Here is a 14528-nt window from a genome sequence, read left to right as displayed (position 1 = left end):
GTGCTGGGCACAATCGTGCCGACGCGGCGGAGCCGCACATGTCGGCAGTCCCGCGCCGCCGAGCGGCCTGCCGGGTTCCTCGCGTGCAGCGGCCCCGCGCCCGGGGGAGGTGCCGGGTTGCTCGCATGCAGAGCGCCCGCGCCCCTGAGGGGCCTGCCAGGTCGCCGACGTGGAGCGTCCCGCGCCTCGGAGGGGGGTTACCAGCCCGCCGTCGGGAAGGTGGCGCGGATGGTCGGGAGCGAAGCGTCCAGCACCGTGGTGAACCACACCGAGAACGGCTTCTCCGCCTGAAGGGCCTTCAGTTCCGCCGGCGTCACGAACCGCACGTCCGCGACCTCCTCCGGGTCCGGCCGCTGGGCGGCCGGGTCCGCGATGCCCACGAACAGGTGGTTGAACTCCTTCTCCACCAGCCCTGACGCCTCGTCAGGCAGGTCGTACGTCACCGTCCCCGCCTCGCGCAGCAGGACCGGGGCGGCCCCCAGCTCCTCCGCCGTGCGCCGCGCCGCCGCCACGAACGGCGGCTCAGCGGGGTACGGGTGCCCGCAGCACGTGTTGGACCACACCCCGGGGGAGTGGTACTTCCCCAGCGCGCGCTGCTGCAGCAGCAGCCTGCCCTCCGCGTCGAACAGGAAGACCGAGAAAGCCCGGTGCAGTCTGCCCTCCCCCTGATGGGCCGACAGCTTCTCCGCCGTGCCGATGGTCCGCCCGTCCGGGTCGACCAGCTCCAGCAGGATCTCGGTGGTGGTGGGCATCAGTTGCCTTTCCGTTCGGTCACCGGGTGCGTGACGACCAGTCTGCCGTAATCGCGACGGCGCTTGTCCCCCGGCGGCGCCGTCCGCAAAGATGATCGTTCACACGAACCGGAGGGGCATCCACCTGGGGGCGCGTTCCGTGTGTCCCCTACCATCGCTGTGGATACGCGCGGGAATGCCGGCGCCCACCGCACAGAAACACGGAGTGAACGTATGATCGGCCTGGTTCCGGCCGCAGGAGCGGGCAGCCGCCTTCGTCCCTACACCGACACGCTGCCCAAGGCGCTGGTGCCGGTGGACGACGAGCGGACCATCCTCGACATCACGTTGCGGAACTTCGCCGAGATCGGGTTCACCGACGTCGCCATCATCATCGGCTACCGCAAGGAGGCCGTGATCGAGCGCCGCGCCGCGCTGGAGAAGAAGTACGGCCTCAACCTCCACCTGGTGGACAACCCCAAGGCCGAGACCTGGAACAACGTCTACTCCGTGTGGTGCGCCCGCGACCTCTTCAGGGAGGGCGTGATCCTCGCCAACAGCGACACGGTCCACCCCGCCTCCGTGGAGCGGACCCTGCTCGAGGCCAACGCCGCCATGGCCGCCGCCGGGCGGGAGCCGGGCGTGCTGCTGGCCCTCGACACCGTCAAGAAGCTGGCGGACGAGGAGATGAAGGTGGTCGTCGACCCGGAGAAGGGCGCCCGCCGGATCACCAAGCTGATGGACCCGGCCGAGGCCTCCGGCGAGTACATCGGCGTCACGCTGATCAACCCCTCCGCCGCCGAGCCCCTCGCGGACGCGCTGCGGGCGGTGTGGGAGCGCGACCCGCAGAAGTACTACGAGGACGGCTACCAGGAGATGATCGACCGCGGCTTCCGCGTCGACACCGCGCCGATCGGCGAGGTGTCCTGGGTCGAGATCGACAACCACGACGACCTCGCCAAGGGCCGGGAGATCGCGTGCCTGTACTGACCCGGCTGGTGCCCTCGCCGCTGATCGTCGACATCCGCCCAGGAGCGCTCGACGATCTCGGCGCGGTCCTGGCCGACCAGCGCATCGCCGCCACCGGACGGCTGGCCGTCGCGGTCAGCGCCGGCTCCGGCGCGGCGCTCCGGGCGCGGCTGGAGCCGCAGCTGCCCGGCGCCGACTGGTACACGGTGACCGGCGGCGGCAGCATCGACGGCGCGGTCAAGCTCGCCGACCAGATGCGCGCGGGCACCTACGACGCCATCGTCGCCCTCGGCGGCGGGAAGATCATCGACGCGGCCAAGTACGCCGCCGCGCGCGTCGGCCTGCCGCTGGTCGCGGTGGCCACCAACCTGGCCCACGACGGCCTCTGCTCGCCGGTCGCCACCCTGGACAACGACGCGGGCCGCGGCTCCTACGGCGTGCCCAGCCCGATCGGCATCGTCGTCGACCTGGACGTGGTGAAGCAGGCCCCGCGCCGCTACGTCGTGGCCGGGATCGGTGACGCCGTGTCCAACATCAACTGCATCGCCGACTGGGAGCTCTCGAACCGGGAGACCGGCGAGGCCGTCGACGGCCTGGCCGCCGCGATGGCCCGCAGCGCGGGCGAGAACATCCTGCGCCACCCCGGCACGGTCGACGACGACGACTTCCTGGTCTCGCTCGCGGAGGCGCTGGTGCTCACCGGCATCTCCATGAACGTGGCCGGGAGCTCCCGCCCCGCCAGCGGCGGCTGCCACGAGATCTCGCACGCGCTCGACATCCTGCACCCCACCCGCGCCGCCCAGCACGGCGAGCAGGTCGGACTGGGCGCGGCGTTCGCGACCTTCCTCCGCGGCGACCGCGAGCTCGCCGGGCAGACGGCGAGCGTGCTGGCGCGGCACGGTCTTCCGGTGACGGCCGCTCAACTCGGCTTCAGCGACGAGGAGTTCGTCGCCGCCGTGCACTTCGCCCCGCAGACCCGCCCAGGACGGTTCACCATCCTGGAACACCTCGACCTCGACCCCACAGCCATCCGGGACGCGTACACCGACTATGTCAAAGACGTCAGCGCCTGAGCGCCCAGTGACCACTCGCAAGCCCACCATCGCCGAGTTCCGCGCGGTCGCCCACCCCGAGGGGCTGCTCGACCGCCGCTCCGGCGAGCACTGGGCCGGGCGCTGGTACATGCGCCGCATCTCCTCCCGGGTCACCCGGCACCTGATCAACGCCCCGGTCACGCCCAACCAGCTGACCTGGCTGATGATGGTCGCCGGCGTCCTCGGCGGCGCGGCGCTGCTGCTCCCCGGCATCGGAGGCGCCGTCCTCGCCGCGCTGCTGATCCAGGTCTACCTCGGACTCGACTGCGTCGACGGCGAGTTGGCGCGCTGGCGGAAGCAGACCTCGACCACCGGCGTCTACCTGGACCGGGTGGGCCACTACCTGTCCGAGGCCTGCCTGCTGGTCGGCGGCGGTCTGCGCGCGGCCGACCTGTTCCAGCACGACGGCTCCCGCAACTGGCTCTGGGCCTTCCTGGGCACTGTCGCCGCCCTCGGGGCCATCCTGATCAAGGCCGAGACCGACCTGGTCGACGTGGCCCGCATCCGCCGCGGCCTGACCGCCGTCGAGGACTCCGCGTCCGTGCCGCGCTCCTCGGGCGTGGCCAGGGCGCGCAAGCTCGCCTCGATGCTCAAGTTCCACCGCCTGATCGGCGGCGTCGAGGCCTCGCTGGTGCTGCTGGCCGCGGGCATCGCGGACCTGGCCCACGGGGACCTCTTCTTCACCCGCCTCGCCGTGGCGGTGCTGGCCGGCATCGCGGTGCTGCAGACCGTCCTGCACCTGCTCAGCATCGTGCTCTCCAGCAGGCTGCGATGAGCGCCGGTACCGGCGGTGAGCTGCGGCTCGGCGCCGTGGTGATCACCATGGGCACCCGCCCCAAGGAGCTGGGCGAGCTGCTGGAGTCGGTGGCCAAGCAGCACGGCCCCGCCATCGAGACGGTGGTCGTCGCGCAGGGCGCGCCGCTGCCCCCGCTGCCCGAGGGCGTCCGGGGCGTGCAACTGCCGGAGAACCTCGGCATCCCCGGCGGGCGCAACGTCGGCATCGAGGCCTTCGGCCACAACGGCCGGGACGTGGACGTGGTCCTGTTCCTGGACGACGACGGCCTGCTGCCGCTGCAGGACAGCGGCGAGCGGCTGCGCGAGCTTTTCGCCGCCGACCCGAGGCTCGGCATCGTCAGCTTCCGCATCGTCGACGAGGAGGGCGAGTCGCAGCGCCGCCACGTGCCGCGGCTGCGGGCCTCCGACCCGCTGCGCGGCTCGAAGGTGACCACCTTCCTCGGCGGCGCCAGCGCCGTCCGCACCGCCGTGTTCGAGCAGGCCGGCCAGCTGCCGGGCGAGTTCTTCTACGCCCACGAGGAGACCGACCTGGCCTGGCGCGCGCTGGACGCGGGCTGGGACATCCGGTACGCGCCGGACGTGGTCCTGCGCCACCCCCGCACCGAGCCGAGCCGGCACGCGACCTACCACCACAACGTGGCCCGCAACCGGGTCTGGCTGGCCCGGCGCAACCTGCCCGCGCTGCTGGTCCCGGTCTACCTGGGCGTCTGGTTCCTGCTCACGCTGGCCCGCCGCCCCTCCAAGGAGGCGCTGGAGGCCTGGCTCTCCGGCTTCCGCGCCGGCTGGCGCGAGCCGGCGGGGGAGCGCCGCCCGATGCGCTGGCGCACGGTGTGGCGGATGACCCGCCTCGGTCGGCCCCCGGTGATCTGACCGGGGCCCGGCGCCGTCCTGACGAGCCGTCACCCCGCCCGGGCGTGTTCCCGCTGCCCGGCTGCCCGATCCGTGAGACCTTCGAACGGTGACCGAGCAGCCGGGCAGTGCGGCCTCGGTGGCAGGCGCCACCGCGGAACTGACGCCTGCTCAGCTGGCCGCGGCCCACGGGCTCGACATCACCGGCCGCCGGCCCACCCTGACCTCGTACACCCGGGAGCTGTGGTCGCGGCGCCACTTCGTCGTCGCCTACGCCACCGCCAAGCTGACGGCGCTCTACACCACGGCCAAGCTGGGCCAGCTGTGGCAGGTGGTCACGCCGCTGCTGAACGCGCTGGTCTACTACCTGGTCTTCGGCCTGCTGCTGGGCACGAACCGGGGCATCCCGAACTTCATCGCCTACCTGTGCACCGGCGTCTTCGTCTTCCAGTTCACCCAGAGCGCGGTGCTCAGCGGCACCCGCGCCATCGCCGACAACCTGACGCTGATCCGGGCCCTGCACTTCCCCCGCGCCTGCCTGCCCATCGCCGGGACGCTGATCCAGCTCCAGCAGCTGGCGATCGCGATGCTGGTGCTCGTCGTCATCGTGCTGTGCACCGGCGAGCCGATCAGCTGGTACTGGCTGCTGTGCCTGCCCGCGCTGGGGCTGCAGACGCTGTTCAACGGCGGGCTGGCGCTGGTCATGGCCCGCCTCGGCGCGCGGACCACCGACCTGGCGCAGCTGATGCCCTTCGTCATCCGCACCTGGATGTACACCTCGGGCGTCTTCTGGAGCGTCGACGCCCTCACCAAGTCCACGCCCGGCTGGGTCCAGGCGGCGCTCCAGGCCAACCCCGCGCTCGTCTACATCTCGCTGGTCCGCTGGGCGCTGATCCGCTCCACGCCCCAACTCCCGCCGCATGCCTGGCCGTTGGCCCTCGGCTGGGCGCTGCTGCTGGGCTGCGGCGGATACGTCTGGTTCTGGCGCGCCGAGGACCGCTACGGCCGCGGGTAGGCCGCGCCGGAGATCGTCAGGACGTCAGTCGGAGCCCTGGTCCGTGAAGCGGTGGGCGATCCGTGGGTCGTCGAGCCACCAGGGCCGCAGCGTCTCCGCGTCCTCGTCCTCGGCCGCCTGCGGTGTCGTTCCCGCCGGGGCCGTGGCGCGGGCCGCGGTCCGGGCGGCGCGCTGCTCCGCGATCTGGGCGTCGATGGCCGCGTCCACCGCCGCCGTCTCCGCGCGGCCCTTGACCATCCACCGGCGCACCAGCGCGATCAGGAAGGGCAGGCCGGCCATGTCGCCCAGCGCCCAGAGCACGCAGCCGCCCCAGACCTGGTCCTGACGGACCGAGGGGCCCCAGTCGCGGCCGAGGGCGGTGTAGTAGTGCTCGGCGATCGTGTTGTGGCCGTAGACCAGCAGGATGCCGAGGCCCGCGTCGAAGATCACCTCGGCCATGGTGATGAAGACCGCGACCAGTTGCGGGTACTCGTGCGCGACCGGGTCGATCTGCAGACGCGGCCAGAAGTACGCCAGCCCGAGCAGCACCAGGACCACGTGCAGGCCGGTGTTCCAGGCGTCGCTGGTGAGCGTGCGCTGGTAGACGCCGGTGAAGTAGAGGATCCACGGCGGCAGCATCAGCAGGGCGGTGGAGACCGCCGGGAACATCAGCACCCGCGAGGGCGCGGACCGCAGCACGCGCTCCAGCCGGGCGCGGCCCGCGGGCGGCAGGCCGTCGGCGAGCAGCGACACCGGGGCGCCGAGCGCGAGCAGCAGCGGGACCAGCATCAGCAGGACGATGACCTGCCCGGCCCGGTCGGTGAACAGGATCCGCTCGTAGACCCCCACGCCGGACGAGGTCACCCACAGCCACAGGGCCAGGCCGCCGAACCACGCCGAGGTCCGCCCCAGCGGCCAGCGCACGCCCTGCGCGTGCACGCGGCGCAGCCCGAACGCGTAGCCGACGGCGGCCAGCACGCAGAGCGCCAGCACGACCGGCTCCAGCGTCCAGTTCGTCACGACGAGGGACCAGTGCCAGGCGGGAGGGCCTCCCGCGAGCTGCTCCATCGGGATCACCTTCTGTTCTCGTGCTGCCTGTGCCGCGCCCATCATCGCGGATCGCCGCCGGGCGATCTCCACCGCCCCGCCCCCTTCACCCCATCTGGCGAAGCGGCGCGCCGTTGCGACGCCTTCTTGTGGCCGGGCCGTCCGGCCGGGAGACTGCTGCGCACACGACCGTCTGAGGGGGCATGACAGGGAGGGGCAGCTTCGTGCAACTCGCGCGCGGACGACTGGTACCACTGCTCATCGCAACGGGAGCGCTGCTGGGCACGGCCTTCGCGCCGTCCGGCCCGGCCACGGCGCTCGCGCCCGACCGGGCGCCGACGCCGAAGACCGCCGAGGCCACCGGGTACGGCGGGGCCGTCGCGAGCGTCGACGCCGACGCGACGGACATCGGCATCGACGTCCTGCGCCACGGGGGCAACGCCGTGGACGCCGCGGTGGCCACGGCCGCCGCGCTGGGCGTGACCGAGCCCTACTCCTCCGGCATCGGCGGCGGCGGGTACTTCGTCTACTACGACGCCCGCACCCGCACCGTGCACACGCTGGACGGCCGGGAGACGGCACCGCTGACGGCCGATCAGAACCTGTTCCTGGAGAACGGCAAGCCGCTGGCCTTCGCCGACGCGGTGAGCAGCGGGCTGTCGGTCGGCACCCCGGGCACCGCGCAGACCTGGGCCACGGCGCTGCGGAAGTGGGGCACCTGGTCGCTGGCCGGCGCGCTCCGGCCCGCCGAGCGGCTCGCCGACCGCGGCTTCGTCGTCGACCAGACCTTCCACGACCAGACGGCCGCCAACGCCGCCCGCTTCGCGGCCTTCCCGGCGACCGCCGCCCTCTTCCTCCCGGGCGGGCAGCCGCCCGCCGTCGGGAGCGTGCTGCGCAACCCCGACCTGGCCGCGACCTACCGCCAACTCGGGCGGCAGGGAACGGACTTCCTCTACAACGGGCAGCTGGGACGCGAGCTGACCCAGCTCGTCCAGCACCCGCAGGTGGACCCGGCCTCCGGCTGGAACGCCCGTCCCGGCCGACTGACGACCCGTGACCTGGCCGCCTACCGGGTCAAGGAGCAGGCACCGACGCACGTGGACTACCGGGGCCTGGACGTCTACAGCATCGCCCCCTCCTCCAGCGGCGGGACGACCGTCGGCGAGGCGCTCGACATCCTGGACACCTTCCGCCTCGACCCGGCCCACGCCTCCAACGCCGCGTACCTGCACGACTACCTGGAGGCCAGCCGGATCGCCTTCGCCGACCGCAACCGCTGGGTGGGCGACCCGGCCTTCGAGCAGGTACCGACCGCCGGTCTGCTCTCCCCGTCCTACGCGGCCTCCCGGGCCTGCCTGATCCAGCCCGGATCGTCGCTCGCCAGCCCGCTCGCCCCCGGCGACCCGACCCACCCGGGCGGCGGCTGCAGCGCAGCCGGGGCGCCCGCGCCCACCGGCTACGAGGGGACCAACACCACCCACCTCACCGTCGCCGACCGCTCGGGCAACGTCGTCTCCTACACGCTGACCATCGAGCAGACCGGCGGCAGCGCGATGACCGTCCCCGGGCGCGGGTTCCTGCTCAACAACGAGTTGACGGACTTCGACTTCACCCCGCTCGTCGCGGGCGTCCCGGACCCCAACCTGCCTGCGGCGGGCAAGCGTCCGCGCTCGTCCATCTCGCCGACCATCGTGCTGAAGGACGGCCGCTTCGACTTCGCGCTCGGCTCTCCGGGCGGGGCCACCATCATCACGACCGTGCTGCAGGTGCTCACCGAGCACGTGGACCGGGGGCTGACGCTGGAGCAGGCGATCGCCACGCCCCGGCTGAGCCAGCGCAACGCGGCCGCCACCGAGGCAGAGCCGGCCTTCCTGGGGAGTGCGGACCAGCAGGCGCTGAGCGCGGTCGGCGAGACGTTCAAGCTGAACCCGGAGATCGGCGCGGCCACCGGCATCCAGGCGCTGCCCGGCGGCCTGTACCAGGCGGCGGCCGAACCGGTCCGCCGGGGCGGCGGCGCGGCCGCGGTCGTGGTCGGGGTCGGCGGGTAGGGGTCCACGGCCTGGGCGCGGCTGTTCCGGCGGGTTTGTCGGTGGCGGGCGGTAGTTTGGGGCGCATGACCGTCCGCATCGCCACCTGGAACATCAACTCGATCAACGCGCGGCTGCCCAAGCTGCTCGAATGGCTCGCCTCCGCCCAGCCGGACGTGGTCTGCCTGCAGGAGCTCAAGTGCAGCACCGACTCCTTCCCCTACGCCGAGGTGCGGGAGCTCGGCTACGAGGCCGCCGCGCACGGCACCGGGCGGTGGAACGGCGTGGCGATCCTTTCGAAGCTCGGGATCGCCGACGTCGTGCGCGGCCTGCCCGGCCAGCCCGGGTACGCCGGTGACGCGGCCGAGGCCGTGGACGAGGCGCTGATCGCCGCCGAGCCGGTCGTCGAGCCCCGCGCCATCGCCGCCACCTGCGGCCCGGTCCGGGTCTGGTCGGTCTACGTGCCCAACGGCCGCGAGGTCGGACACCCGCACTACGCCTACAAGTTGAAGTGGCTGGAGGCACTGCGGGACGCGGTGGTGGACGATGCGGCGGCGATCCGCCCCTTCGCCGTCCTCGGCGACTACAACATCATCCCGACCGACGAGGTCGCCGACGTCTGGGACATCGGCGAGTTCGAGGGCCTGACCCACGTCACCGCCCCCGAGCGCGCCGCCCTGGCCGACCTGCGCGCGGTCGGCCTGGAGGACGTGGTGCCCCGGGCTCTCAAGTACGACACCCCGTACACCTACTGGGACTACCGCCAGCTTTGCTTCCCGAAGAACCGCGGCATGCGGATCGACCTCGTGTATGCCAACAAGCCCTTCGTGGAGGCGGTTTCGGATTCCTTCGTGGACCGTGAGGCGCGCAAGGGCAAGGGCACCTCGGATCACGCCCCGGTCGTCGTGGACCTCGCGTTGGAGTCCTGAGCGCCGAAGTCCCGAGCGCTGGAGTCCTGAGCGCCGGGCTGCCGGGCGTGGGCGTCCTGACCGGCCGTCACCCCGGTCGCGATGAGGAACTGGCCGACGATGTACGTCAGCATCACCCAGAAGTGGGCCAGCGGCAGTTGCGGCGAGTCGGCCAGACCCGTCGCGATCAGCGTGTCCGAGAGCAGGAAGAGCCCGCCGCCGAGCGCCGTGCGGCGGGACACCCTGGCGCTGGTCGCGGCCATGCCGGTGAGCAGCAGGCTGTAGCTGGCCACCGGCACCCGCATGGCCGGGTCGAGCCCCGGCCACAGCGAGACGATCAGGGCGGCCCACAGCGGCAGGTAGAGCCACGCCCACCGGTTGCGGCGACCGCCGATCCGCCGGAACAGGGTGATGTAGCAGACGTGCGCGGCGGCGAAGCCGCCCATGCCGACGAGGAAGGACGTCCCGGAGAACAGCAGCATCACGTCACCGAGGCAGGACGCCAGCAGCGCGGCCAGGAGCAGCCGGGGCGCGCGCGGGGCGACCAGCCAGGCCAGGGCCGGCATGAGCAGGGCCTTCGTCACCGCGGCCGGGAACCGGTCGTCGACGGCCACGGTCAGCAGGTGGGCGGCGGCCAGAAAGACGAAGAACTGGAGACGGAACTGAGGGCGCGTCAGAACGCCGGTCGCGGGGCTGCTCACACCGGCCGCCAGCCGGGGGCGCGGAAGAGATAGCCGAGGCGCTCGCGCCAGGTCTTCGCGCCCGCGAGGTCGCGGCCGATCGCCGCGTACTCGTGGGTGGCCACACGCAGCGGGTTGAACGTGTAGATGTTCTTCGTCAGCCCGTAGACCGGCCGCTCGGTCTCCGGGGTGAAGGTCCGGAACAGACGGTCCCAGACGATGAGGATGCCGCCGAAGTTGCGGTCCAGGTAGCCGCCCTGCGAGGCGTGGTGGACCCGGTGGTGCGAGGGCGTGTTGAGGACCAGTTCGATCGGGGCCCAGAGCTTGTCGATCCGCTCGGTGTGGATCCAGAACTGGTAGACCAGGTTCACCGACGAGCAGAAGGCCACGGCCGCCGGGGAGACGCCGAGCACGACCAGCGGCAGGTAGAAGACGCCGAAGGTCAGGTCGGTCCAGGGCTGGCGCAGGGCCGTGGAAAGGTTGTAGTGGCGGCTGGAGTGGTGCACCACATGCTGCGCCCAGAGCAGCCGGACCCGGTGGGTGCTCCGGTGCGACCAGTAGTAGCAGAGGTCCTGCCCGAGCAGCATCAGCGGCACGGTCGTCAGCCAGTGCACCGGCACCCGCAGCGGGGTCAACTCGTAGACCAGCGTGGCCAGGGCGACGGTGGGGATCTTCCAGAGCAGGTTGGTGCCGAGGCTGCCGAGCCCCATGCTCAGGCTGGTGGCGGTGTCCTTGACGCTGTAGCCCTGCTCGTCCTCGTCCGGATGGAGCCGGAAGGAGACCATCTCGAGGACGGCCAGCAGGATGAACGCGGGTATCGACCACAGCACGGCATCGGGCAGGTTCGGCATGGCAGGGAGGTTACGGCCACGACAACTCCCCTGGCTAGAGGTTGTTACCGGCGCGTAGCAGCAGCACAGTTCAGCCGCGTCCGCGTCGTCCGCGTCGGCCCCGCCCACCCGTGCGCGGACCACGAACCGGGACCGGTCGCCGCCGAGGCGCGACCCTGCGGAGCGGGTGGGCTGACCGGTCGGCCGGAGCGGTGGCCGCAGGACTGTCGGGACGCGCGGCCGAGCCACGCGCCGGGCGCCCGGCGCGCGCCCTCCACGCCTGATCCTGCGTCACGGCGCGTCGACGACGCCTATCCGGAGCGCTTCGGGGGAAGACTGGAGGGGCACCCCCGAGGTGCGCGTCCAGGAGGCGCCATGTCCTCATCCCGCCGTCGCACCGCCCGGCTCCGCGCCTGGGCCAGCGGCTTGCTGCCCCGGCCCGTGTCCCCGGAACCGGAGCTCGATCCGGTGCTGCACGCCGTCTCCCTGGCCGCGCTGCTCGACGAGGCCGTCGCCCTGCAGCCGGCCGCGGACGACCTGGTCCTGGCCTGCGGCCTGCCGGGCGAGGTGCCGGGGCAAGTCGCCCAGCGGGCGACCGAACTGACCGGCCGTTACCACCGCCTGCTGGCGGAGCTGGAGCGGATGCCCCTCCCCGCGGAGTACCTGCCCCTGCGCGAGCATGCGGAGCGGCTGCTCACCTACCACCTGTGGATGCTGCACGAGTCGCTCCACCTGGCGTTTCCCAACTGCCCCGACTCCCGGGTCGAATCCGCCCGGCTGCGCCTCGACGGTCTCGGCGCCCCGGCGGCCATCCTGCGCGACCTGCGGGAACGAGCCCACGCGCAGATCGTGGAGCCGGTCCCGCGACGCGGCGCCCGCGACTGACCCAGCGCCGACCACCGGCCCCGCCCACCGCCGGCCCCGCCTTCCGCCGACCCCGCTGACCGCAGGGTCCGGCCCACCGCCGAGACCCGTCCGCCCGGGCCGGCGTGGTGTGGGCCGTCCGTCTCTGCTGGGAGCTGGGCCCGCGCCTCGGGGAGGGCCGTCTCCGCCGGGGGCCTTGCGCCGCAGGCCGCCGTCTCCGCCGGGGCCCGCGCCCCGCGCGCCGCAGGGTCGGGCCGGACCCGCGCTCGGCCGGGGTCCGCTTCATCCGAAAGTGACCCGATCGGCCCCGCGCGTGCCGCCCATGATCTGGCGTGCGGATGGGTATGGTCCCGAGATCGGAAGGCGCAATCGGAACGCGCCCTCCGGAAACACAACCGACCCCCCGGGCTTTACGCGCGAAGTATTGCCAGCAACGCCGCCTCGCACCATGATTCTACGCACGTAGAACACGCCGTTGAAGGTGAGGTTCCGTCATGTCCGATGCTGCTCAGGCCAGTTCCGCCCAGACGCCGTCGGGCGCCCGGCGCATCGTCCGGGCCGCGCTGGTCCAGACGAAGTGGACCGGCGACACCGCGTCCATGGTCGACCTGCACGAGCACTACGCCCGCGAGGCCGCGGCGCAGGGCGCCCAGGTGATCGGCTTCCAGGAGGTGTTCAACGCGCCCTACTTCTGCCAGGTGCAGGAGCCGGAGCACTACCGCTGGGCCGAGCCGGTCCCGGACGGGCCCACCGTGCGCCGCTTCCAGGCGCTGGCCGCCGAGCTGAACATGGTGATGGTCGTACCGGTCTACGAGGTCGAGAAGGCCGGCTTCTACTACAACACCGCCGCTGTCATCGACGCGGACGGCAGCTACCTGGGCAAGTACCGCAAGCACCACATCCCGCAGGTCAAGGGGTTCTGGGAGAAGTACTACTTCAAGCCCGGCAACCTCGGCTGGCCGGTGTTCGACACCGCCGTCGGGCGGATCGGCGTCTACATCTGCTACGACCGCCACTTCCCCGAGGGCTGGCGCGCGCTCGGCCTGGCCGGAGCCGAGCTGGTCTACAACCCCTCCGCCACCAGCCGCAGTCTCTCCGCCTACCTGTGGCAGCTCGAGCAGCCGGCCGCCGCCGTCGCCAACGAGTACTTCATCGCCGCCATCAACCGGGTGGGCGTCGAGGAGTACGGGGACAACGACTTCTACGGCACCAGCTACTTCGTGGACCCGCGCGGCCAGTTCGTAGGCGACGTCGCCTCCGACAAGGAGGAGGAACTCGTCGTCCGGGACCTGGACTTCGGCCTGATCGAGCAGGTGCGTCAGCAGTGGGCCTTCTACCGCGACCGCCGTCCCGACGCCTACGGACCCCTCACGGAGGCCTGAGCTCCATGACCACGCAAGAGCCGCTGCCCACCCCGCTCGACGAGCCGGTGCCGCTGATCGCCCGCCACCGCGCGGTCACCCCCGCCTGGCTCGCCCTGTACTACGCCGACCCGATCGAGCTCACCCACGGCGAGGGACGCCACGTCTGGGACTCCGACGGGGTGCGCTACCTGGACTTCTTCGGAGGCATCCTGACCACCATGACCGCCCACGCGCTGCCCGAGGTCACCAAGGCGGTCTCCGAGCAGGCGGGGCGCCTGCTGCACAGTTCCACGCTCTACCTGTCCACCCCCATGGTCGAGTTGGCCGAGCAGATCGCGATGCTCTCCGGCATCCCCGACGCCAAGGTCTTCTTCACCACCTCCGGCACGGAGGCCAACGACGCGGCGCTGCTGCTGGCGACCAGTTACCGCCGGTCCAACCAGGTGCTGGCCATGCGCAACAGCTACCACGGCCGCTCGTTCAGCACCATCGGCATCACCGGCAACAGCTCCTGGTCGCCCACCAGCCTCTCGCCGCTGCAGACGCTCTACGTCCACGGCTCGGTCCGCACGTCCGGCCCCTTCGCCCATCTCGGCGACCGCGCCTTCATCGACGCCTGCGTGGCCGATCTGGAGGACATGCTCGCCCAGGTCGGCGGCCCGGTCGCGGCGCTGATCGCCGAGCCGGTCCAGGGCGTCGGCGGCTTCACCCACGGCCCGGACGGGCTCTTCGCCGCCTTCAAGCGGCAGGTGCTGGACCGCCTCGGCATCCTCTGGATCAGCGACGAGGTGCAGACCGGCTGGGGCCGCACCGGCGACCACTTCTGGGGCTGGGAGGCGCACGGCCAGAGCGGCCCGCCCGACCTGCTCACCTTCGCCAAGGGCCTCGGCAACGGCCTGTCCATCGGCGGCGTGGTGGCCCGCGCCGAGGTCATGGACTGCCTCGGGGCCAACTCCATCTCCACCTTCGGCGGCAGCCCGGTCACCACCGCCGGCGCCCTGGCCAACCTGCGCTACCTGCTGGAGCACGACCTGCAGGGCAACGCCCGCCGGATGGGCCGGATCCTGCGCCAGCGGCTGGACGTGACGGCCCGTCAGCTGCCGATGGTCCGCGAGATCCGCGGCAAGGGCCTGATGATCGGCGTGGAACTGGTCGACCAGGACGGCCAGCCCTCCGCCCTCGCCGCCGCCACGGTGCTCGAGCGCGCCCGCGAGCTCGGTCTGTTGATCGGCAAGGGCGGCCCGCAGGGCAGCACCCTGCGCATCGCGCCGCCGCTCACCCTCACCGAGGACGAGGCGGTCGAGGGCGCCGAGCTGCTGCGCGAGGCGCTGCGCCAGGCGCAGCAGGAACTGTGGTCCGTCGAAGAAGAGTTGTGA

General features: G+C 72.3%; 14 protein-coding genes. 10 read left to right on the top strand and 4 right to left on the bottom strand.

The window, feature by feature from the left end:
• Positions 1–197 precede the first annotated feature (197 nt).
• The gene (gene idi / locus ACFP3V_RS14470; RefSeq protein ID WP_380583409.1) at positions 198–752 is read right to left on the bottom strand and encodes an isopentenyl-diphosphate Delta-isomerase; all 555 of its coding nucleotides are present in this window, start codon (positions 750–752) and stop codon (positions 198–200) included.
• Between the two features lie 213 nt (positions 753–965).
• Here idi and ACFP3V_RS14465 point away from each other — a divergent pair, with 213 nt between their 5' ends.
• The 5 genes from ACFP3V_RS14465 (at position 966) to ACFP3V_RS14445 (ending at position 5453) form a co-directional block, all read left to right on the top strand.
• Complete coding sequence (locus ACFP3V_RS14465; RefSeq protein ID WP_380583408.1) at positions 966–1721, top strand: phosphocholine cytidylyltransferase family protein; 756 nt, start codon at positions 966–968, stop codon at positions 1719–1721.
• The gene (locus tag ACFP3V_RS14460; RefSeq protein WP_380583407.1) at positions 1709–2773 is read left to right on the top strand and encodes an iron-containing alcohol dehydrogenase family protein; all 1065 of its coding nucleotides are present in this window, start codon (positions 1709–1711) and stop codon (positions 2771–2773) included. Before ACFP3V_RS14465 ends, ACFP3V_RS14460 begins: the two co-directional genes overlap by 13 nt.
• Positions 2751–3569: a CDP-alcohol phosphatidyltransferase family protein gene (locus ACFP3V_RS14455; RefSeq protein WP_380583406.1), complete on the top strand. Its 819-nt coding sequence runs from the start codon at positions 2751–2753 to the stop codon at positions 3567–3569. The genes ACFP3V_RS14460 and ACFP3V_RS14455 overlap by 23 nt, the downstream gene beginning before the upstream one ends.
• Positions 3566–4459, top strand: coding sequence for a glycosyltransferase family 2 protein (locus tag ACFP3V_RS14450; protein ID WP_380583405.1), 894 nt, complete (start codon positions 3566–3568; stop codon positions 4457–4459). The genes ACFP3V_RS14455 and ACFP3V_RS14450 overlap by 4 nt, the downstream gene beginning before the upstream one ends.
• Before the next feature lie 88 nt (positions 4460–4547).
• The gene (locus tag ACFP3V_RS14445) at positions 4548–5453 is read left to right on the top strand and encodes an ABC transporter permease (RefSeq protein WP_380583404.1); all 906 of its coding nucleotides are present in this window, start codon (positions 4548–4550) and stop codon (positions 5451–5453) included.
• Positions 5454–5477: 24 nt separating this feature from the next.
• On the opposite strand, the gene ACFP3V_RS14440 is transcribed toward ACFP3V_RS14445, so the two are convergent.
• Entirely contained in the window at positions 5478–6500 is a 1023-nt protein-coding gene (locus tag ACFP3V_RS14440) for a cytochrome c oxidase assembly protein (protein WP_380583403.1), read from the bottom strand.
• Between the two features lie 203 nt (positions 6501–6703).
• Between ACFP3V_RS14440 and ggt the strand changes: the two genes are divergently transcribed.
• Positions 6704–8527 carry a gamma-glutamyltransferase gene (ggt, locus tag ACFP3V_RS14435; RefSeq protein ID WP_380583402.1) on the top strand — a complete coding sequence of 608 codons (1824 nt, stop codon included), beginning with the start codon at positions 6704–6706 and terminating at the stop codon, positions 8525–8527.
• A gap of 65 nt (positions 8528–8592) precedes the next feature.
• Positions 8593–9435, top strand: a complete 843-nt coding sequence (locus ACFP3V_RS14430; RefSeq protein WP_380583401.1) for an exodeoxyribonuclease III — start codon at positions 8593–8595, stop codon at positions 9433–9435.
• Here the strand turns inward: ACFP3V_RS14430 and ACFP3V_RS14425 are convergent.
• Positions 9396–10115, bottom strand: a complete 720-nt coding sequence (locus ACFP3V_RS14425; RefSeq protein WP_380583400.1) for a lysoplasmalogenase — start codon at positions 10113–10115, stop codon at positions 9396–9398. The two genes, ACFP3V_RS14430 and ACFP3V_RS14425, sit on opposite strands and share 40 nt — an antisense overlap.
• A complete protein-coding gene (locus tag ACFP3V_RS14420) occupies positions 10112–10945 on the bottom strand; it encodes a sterol desaturase family protein (RefSeq protein WP_380583399.1) in 834 nt (277 codons plus the stop codon). Before ACFP3V_RS14420 ends, ACFP3V_RS14425 begins: the two co-directional genes overlap by 4 nt.
• A gap of 354 nt (positions 10946–11299) precedes the next feature.
• Here ACFP3V_RS14420 and ACFP3V_RS14415 point away from each other — a divergent pair, with 354 nt between their 5' ends.
• The 3 genes from ACFP3V_RS14415 (at position 11300) to ACFP3V_RS14405 (ending at position 14528) form a co-directional block, all read left to right on the top strand.
• On the top strand, positions 11300–11809 hold the full coding sequence (locus tag ACFP3V_RS14415; RefSeq protein WP_380583398.1) for a hypothetical protein: 510 nt from the start codon (positions 11300–11302) through the stop codon (positions 11807–11809).
• Positions 11810–12282: 473 nt separating this feature from the next.
• Complete coding sequence (locus ACFP3V_RS14410) at positions 12283–13170, top strand: nitrilase-related carbon-nitrogen hydrolase (protein ID WP_380583397.1); 888 nt, start codon at positions 12283–12285, stop codon at positions 13168–13170.
• A gap of 5 nt (positions 13171–13175) precedes the next feature.
• Complete coding sequence (locus ACFP3V_RS14405; RefSeq protein ID WP_380583396.1) at positions 13176–14528, top strand: aspartate aminotransferase family protein; 1353 nt, start codon at positions 13176–13178, stop codon at positions 14526–14528.

Origin of the sequence: Streptacidiphilus monticola, from assembly GCF_042658505.1 — a bacterium.
In the GTDB taxonomy this organism is placed as follows: domain Bacteria; phylum Actinomycetota; class Actinomycetes; order Streptomycetales; family Streptomycetaceae; genus Streptacidiphilus; species Streptacidiphilus monticola.
Note: the sequence above shows the minus strand (reverse complement) of the source record. Positions and strands in the feature narration are given on the sequence as shown.

Bases quoted from the DNA above. Each gene is read 5' to 3' on its own strand.
- idi (WP_380583409.1), bottom strand. From the start codon at position 752: ATGCCCACCACCACCGAGATCCTGCTGGAGCTGGTCGACCCGGACGGG.
- ACFP3V_RS14465 (WP_380583408.1), top strand. From the start codon at position 966: ATGATCGGCCTGGTTCCGGCCGCAGGAGCGGGCAGCCGCCTTCGTCCC.
- ACFP3V_RS14455 (WP_380583406.1), top strand. From the start codon at position 2,751: ATGTCAAAGACGTCAGCGCCTGAGCGCCCAGTGACCACTCGCAAGCCC.
- ACFP3V_RS14450 (WP_380583405.1), top strand. From the start codon at position 3,566: ATGAGCGCCGGTACCGGCGGTGAGCTGCGGCTCGGCGCCGTGGTGATC.
- ACFP3V_RS14440 (WP_380583403.1), bottom strand. From the start codon at position 6,500: ATGGAGCAGCTCGCGGGAGGCCCTCCCGCCTGGCACTGGTCCCTCGTC.
- ACFP3V_RS14430 (WP_380583401.1), top strand. From the start codon at position 8,593: ATGACCGTCCGCATCGCCACCTGGAACATCAACTCGATCAACGCGCGG.
- ACFP3V_RS14420 (WP_380583399.1), bottom strand. From the start codon at position 10,945: ATGCCGAACCTGCCCGATGCCGTGCTGTGGTCGATACCCGCGTTCATC.
- ACFP3V_RS14415 (WP_380583398.1), top strand. From the start codon at position 11,300: ATGTCCTCATCCCGCCGTCGCACCGCCCGGCTCCGCGCCTGGGCCAGC.
- ACFP3V_RS14410 (WP_380583397.1), top strand. From the start codon at position 12,283: ATGTCCGATGCTGCTCAGGCCAGTTCCGCCCAGACGCCGTCGGGCGCC.
- ACFP3V_RS14405 (WP_380583396.1), top strand. From the start codon at position 13,176: ATGACCACGCAAGAGCCGCTGCCCACCCCGCTCGACGAGCCGGTGCCG.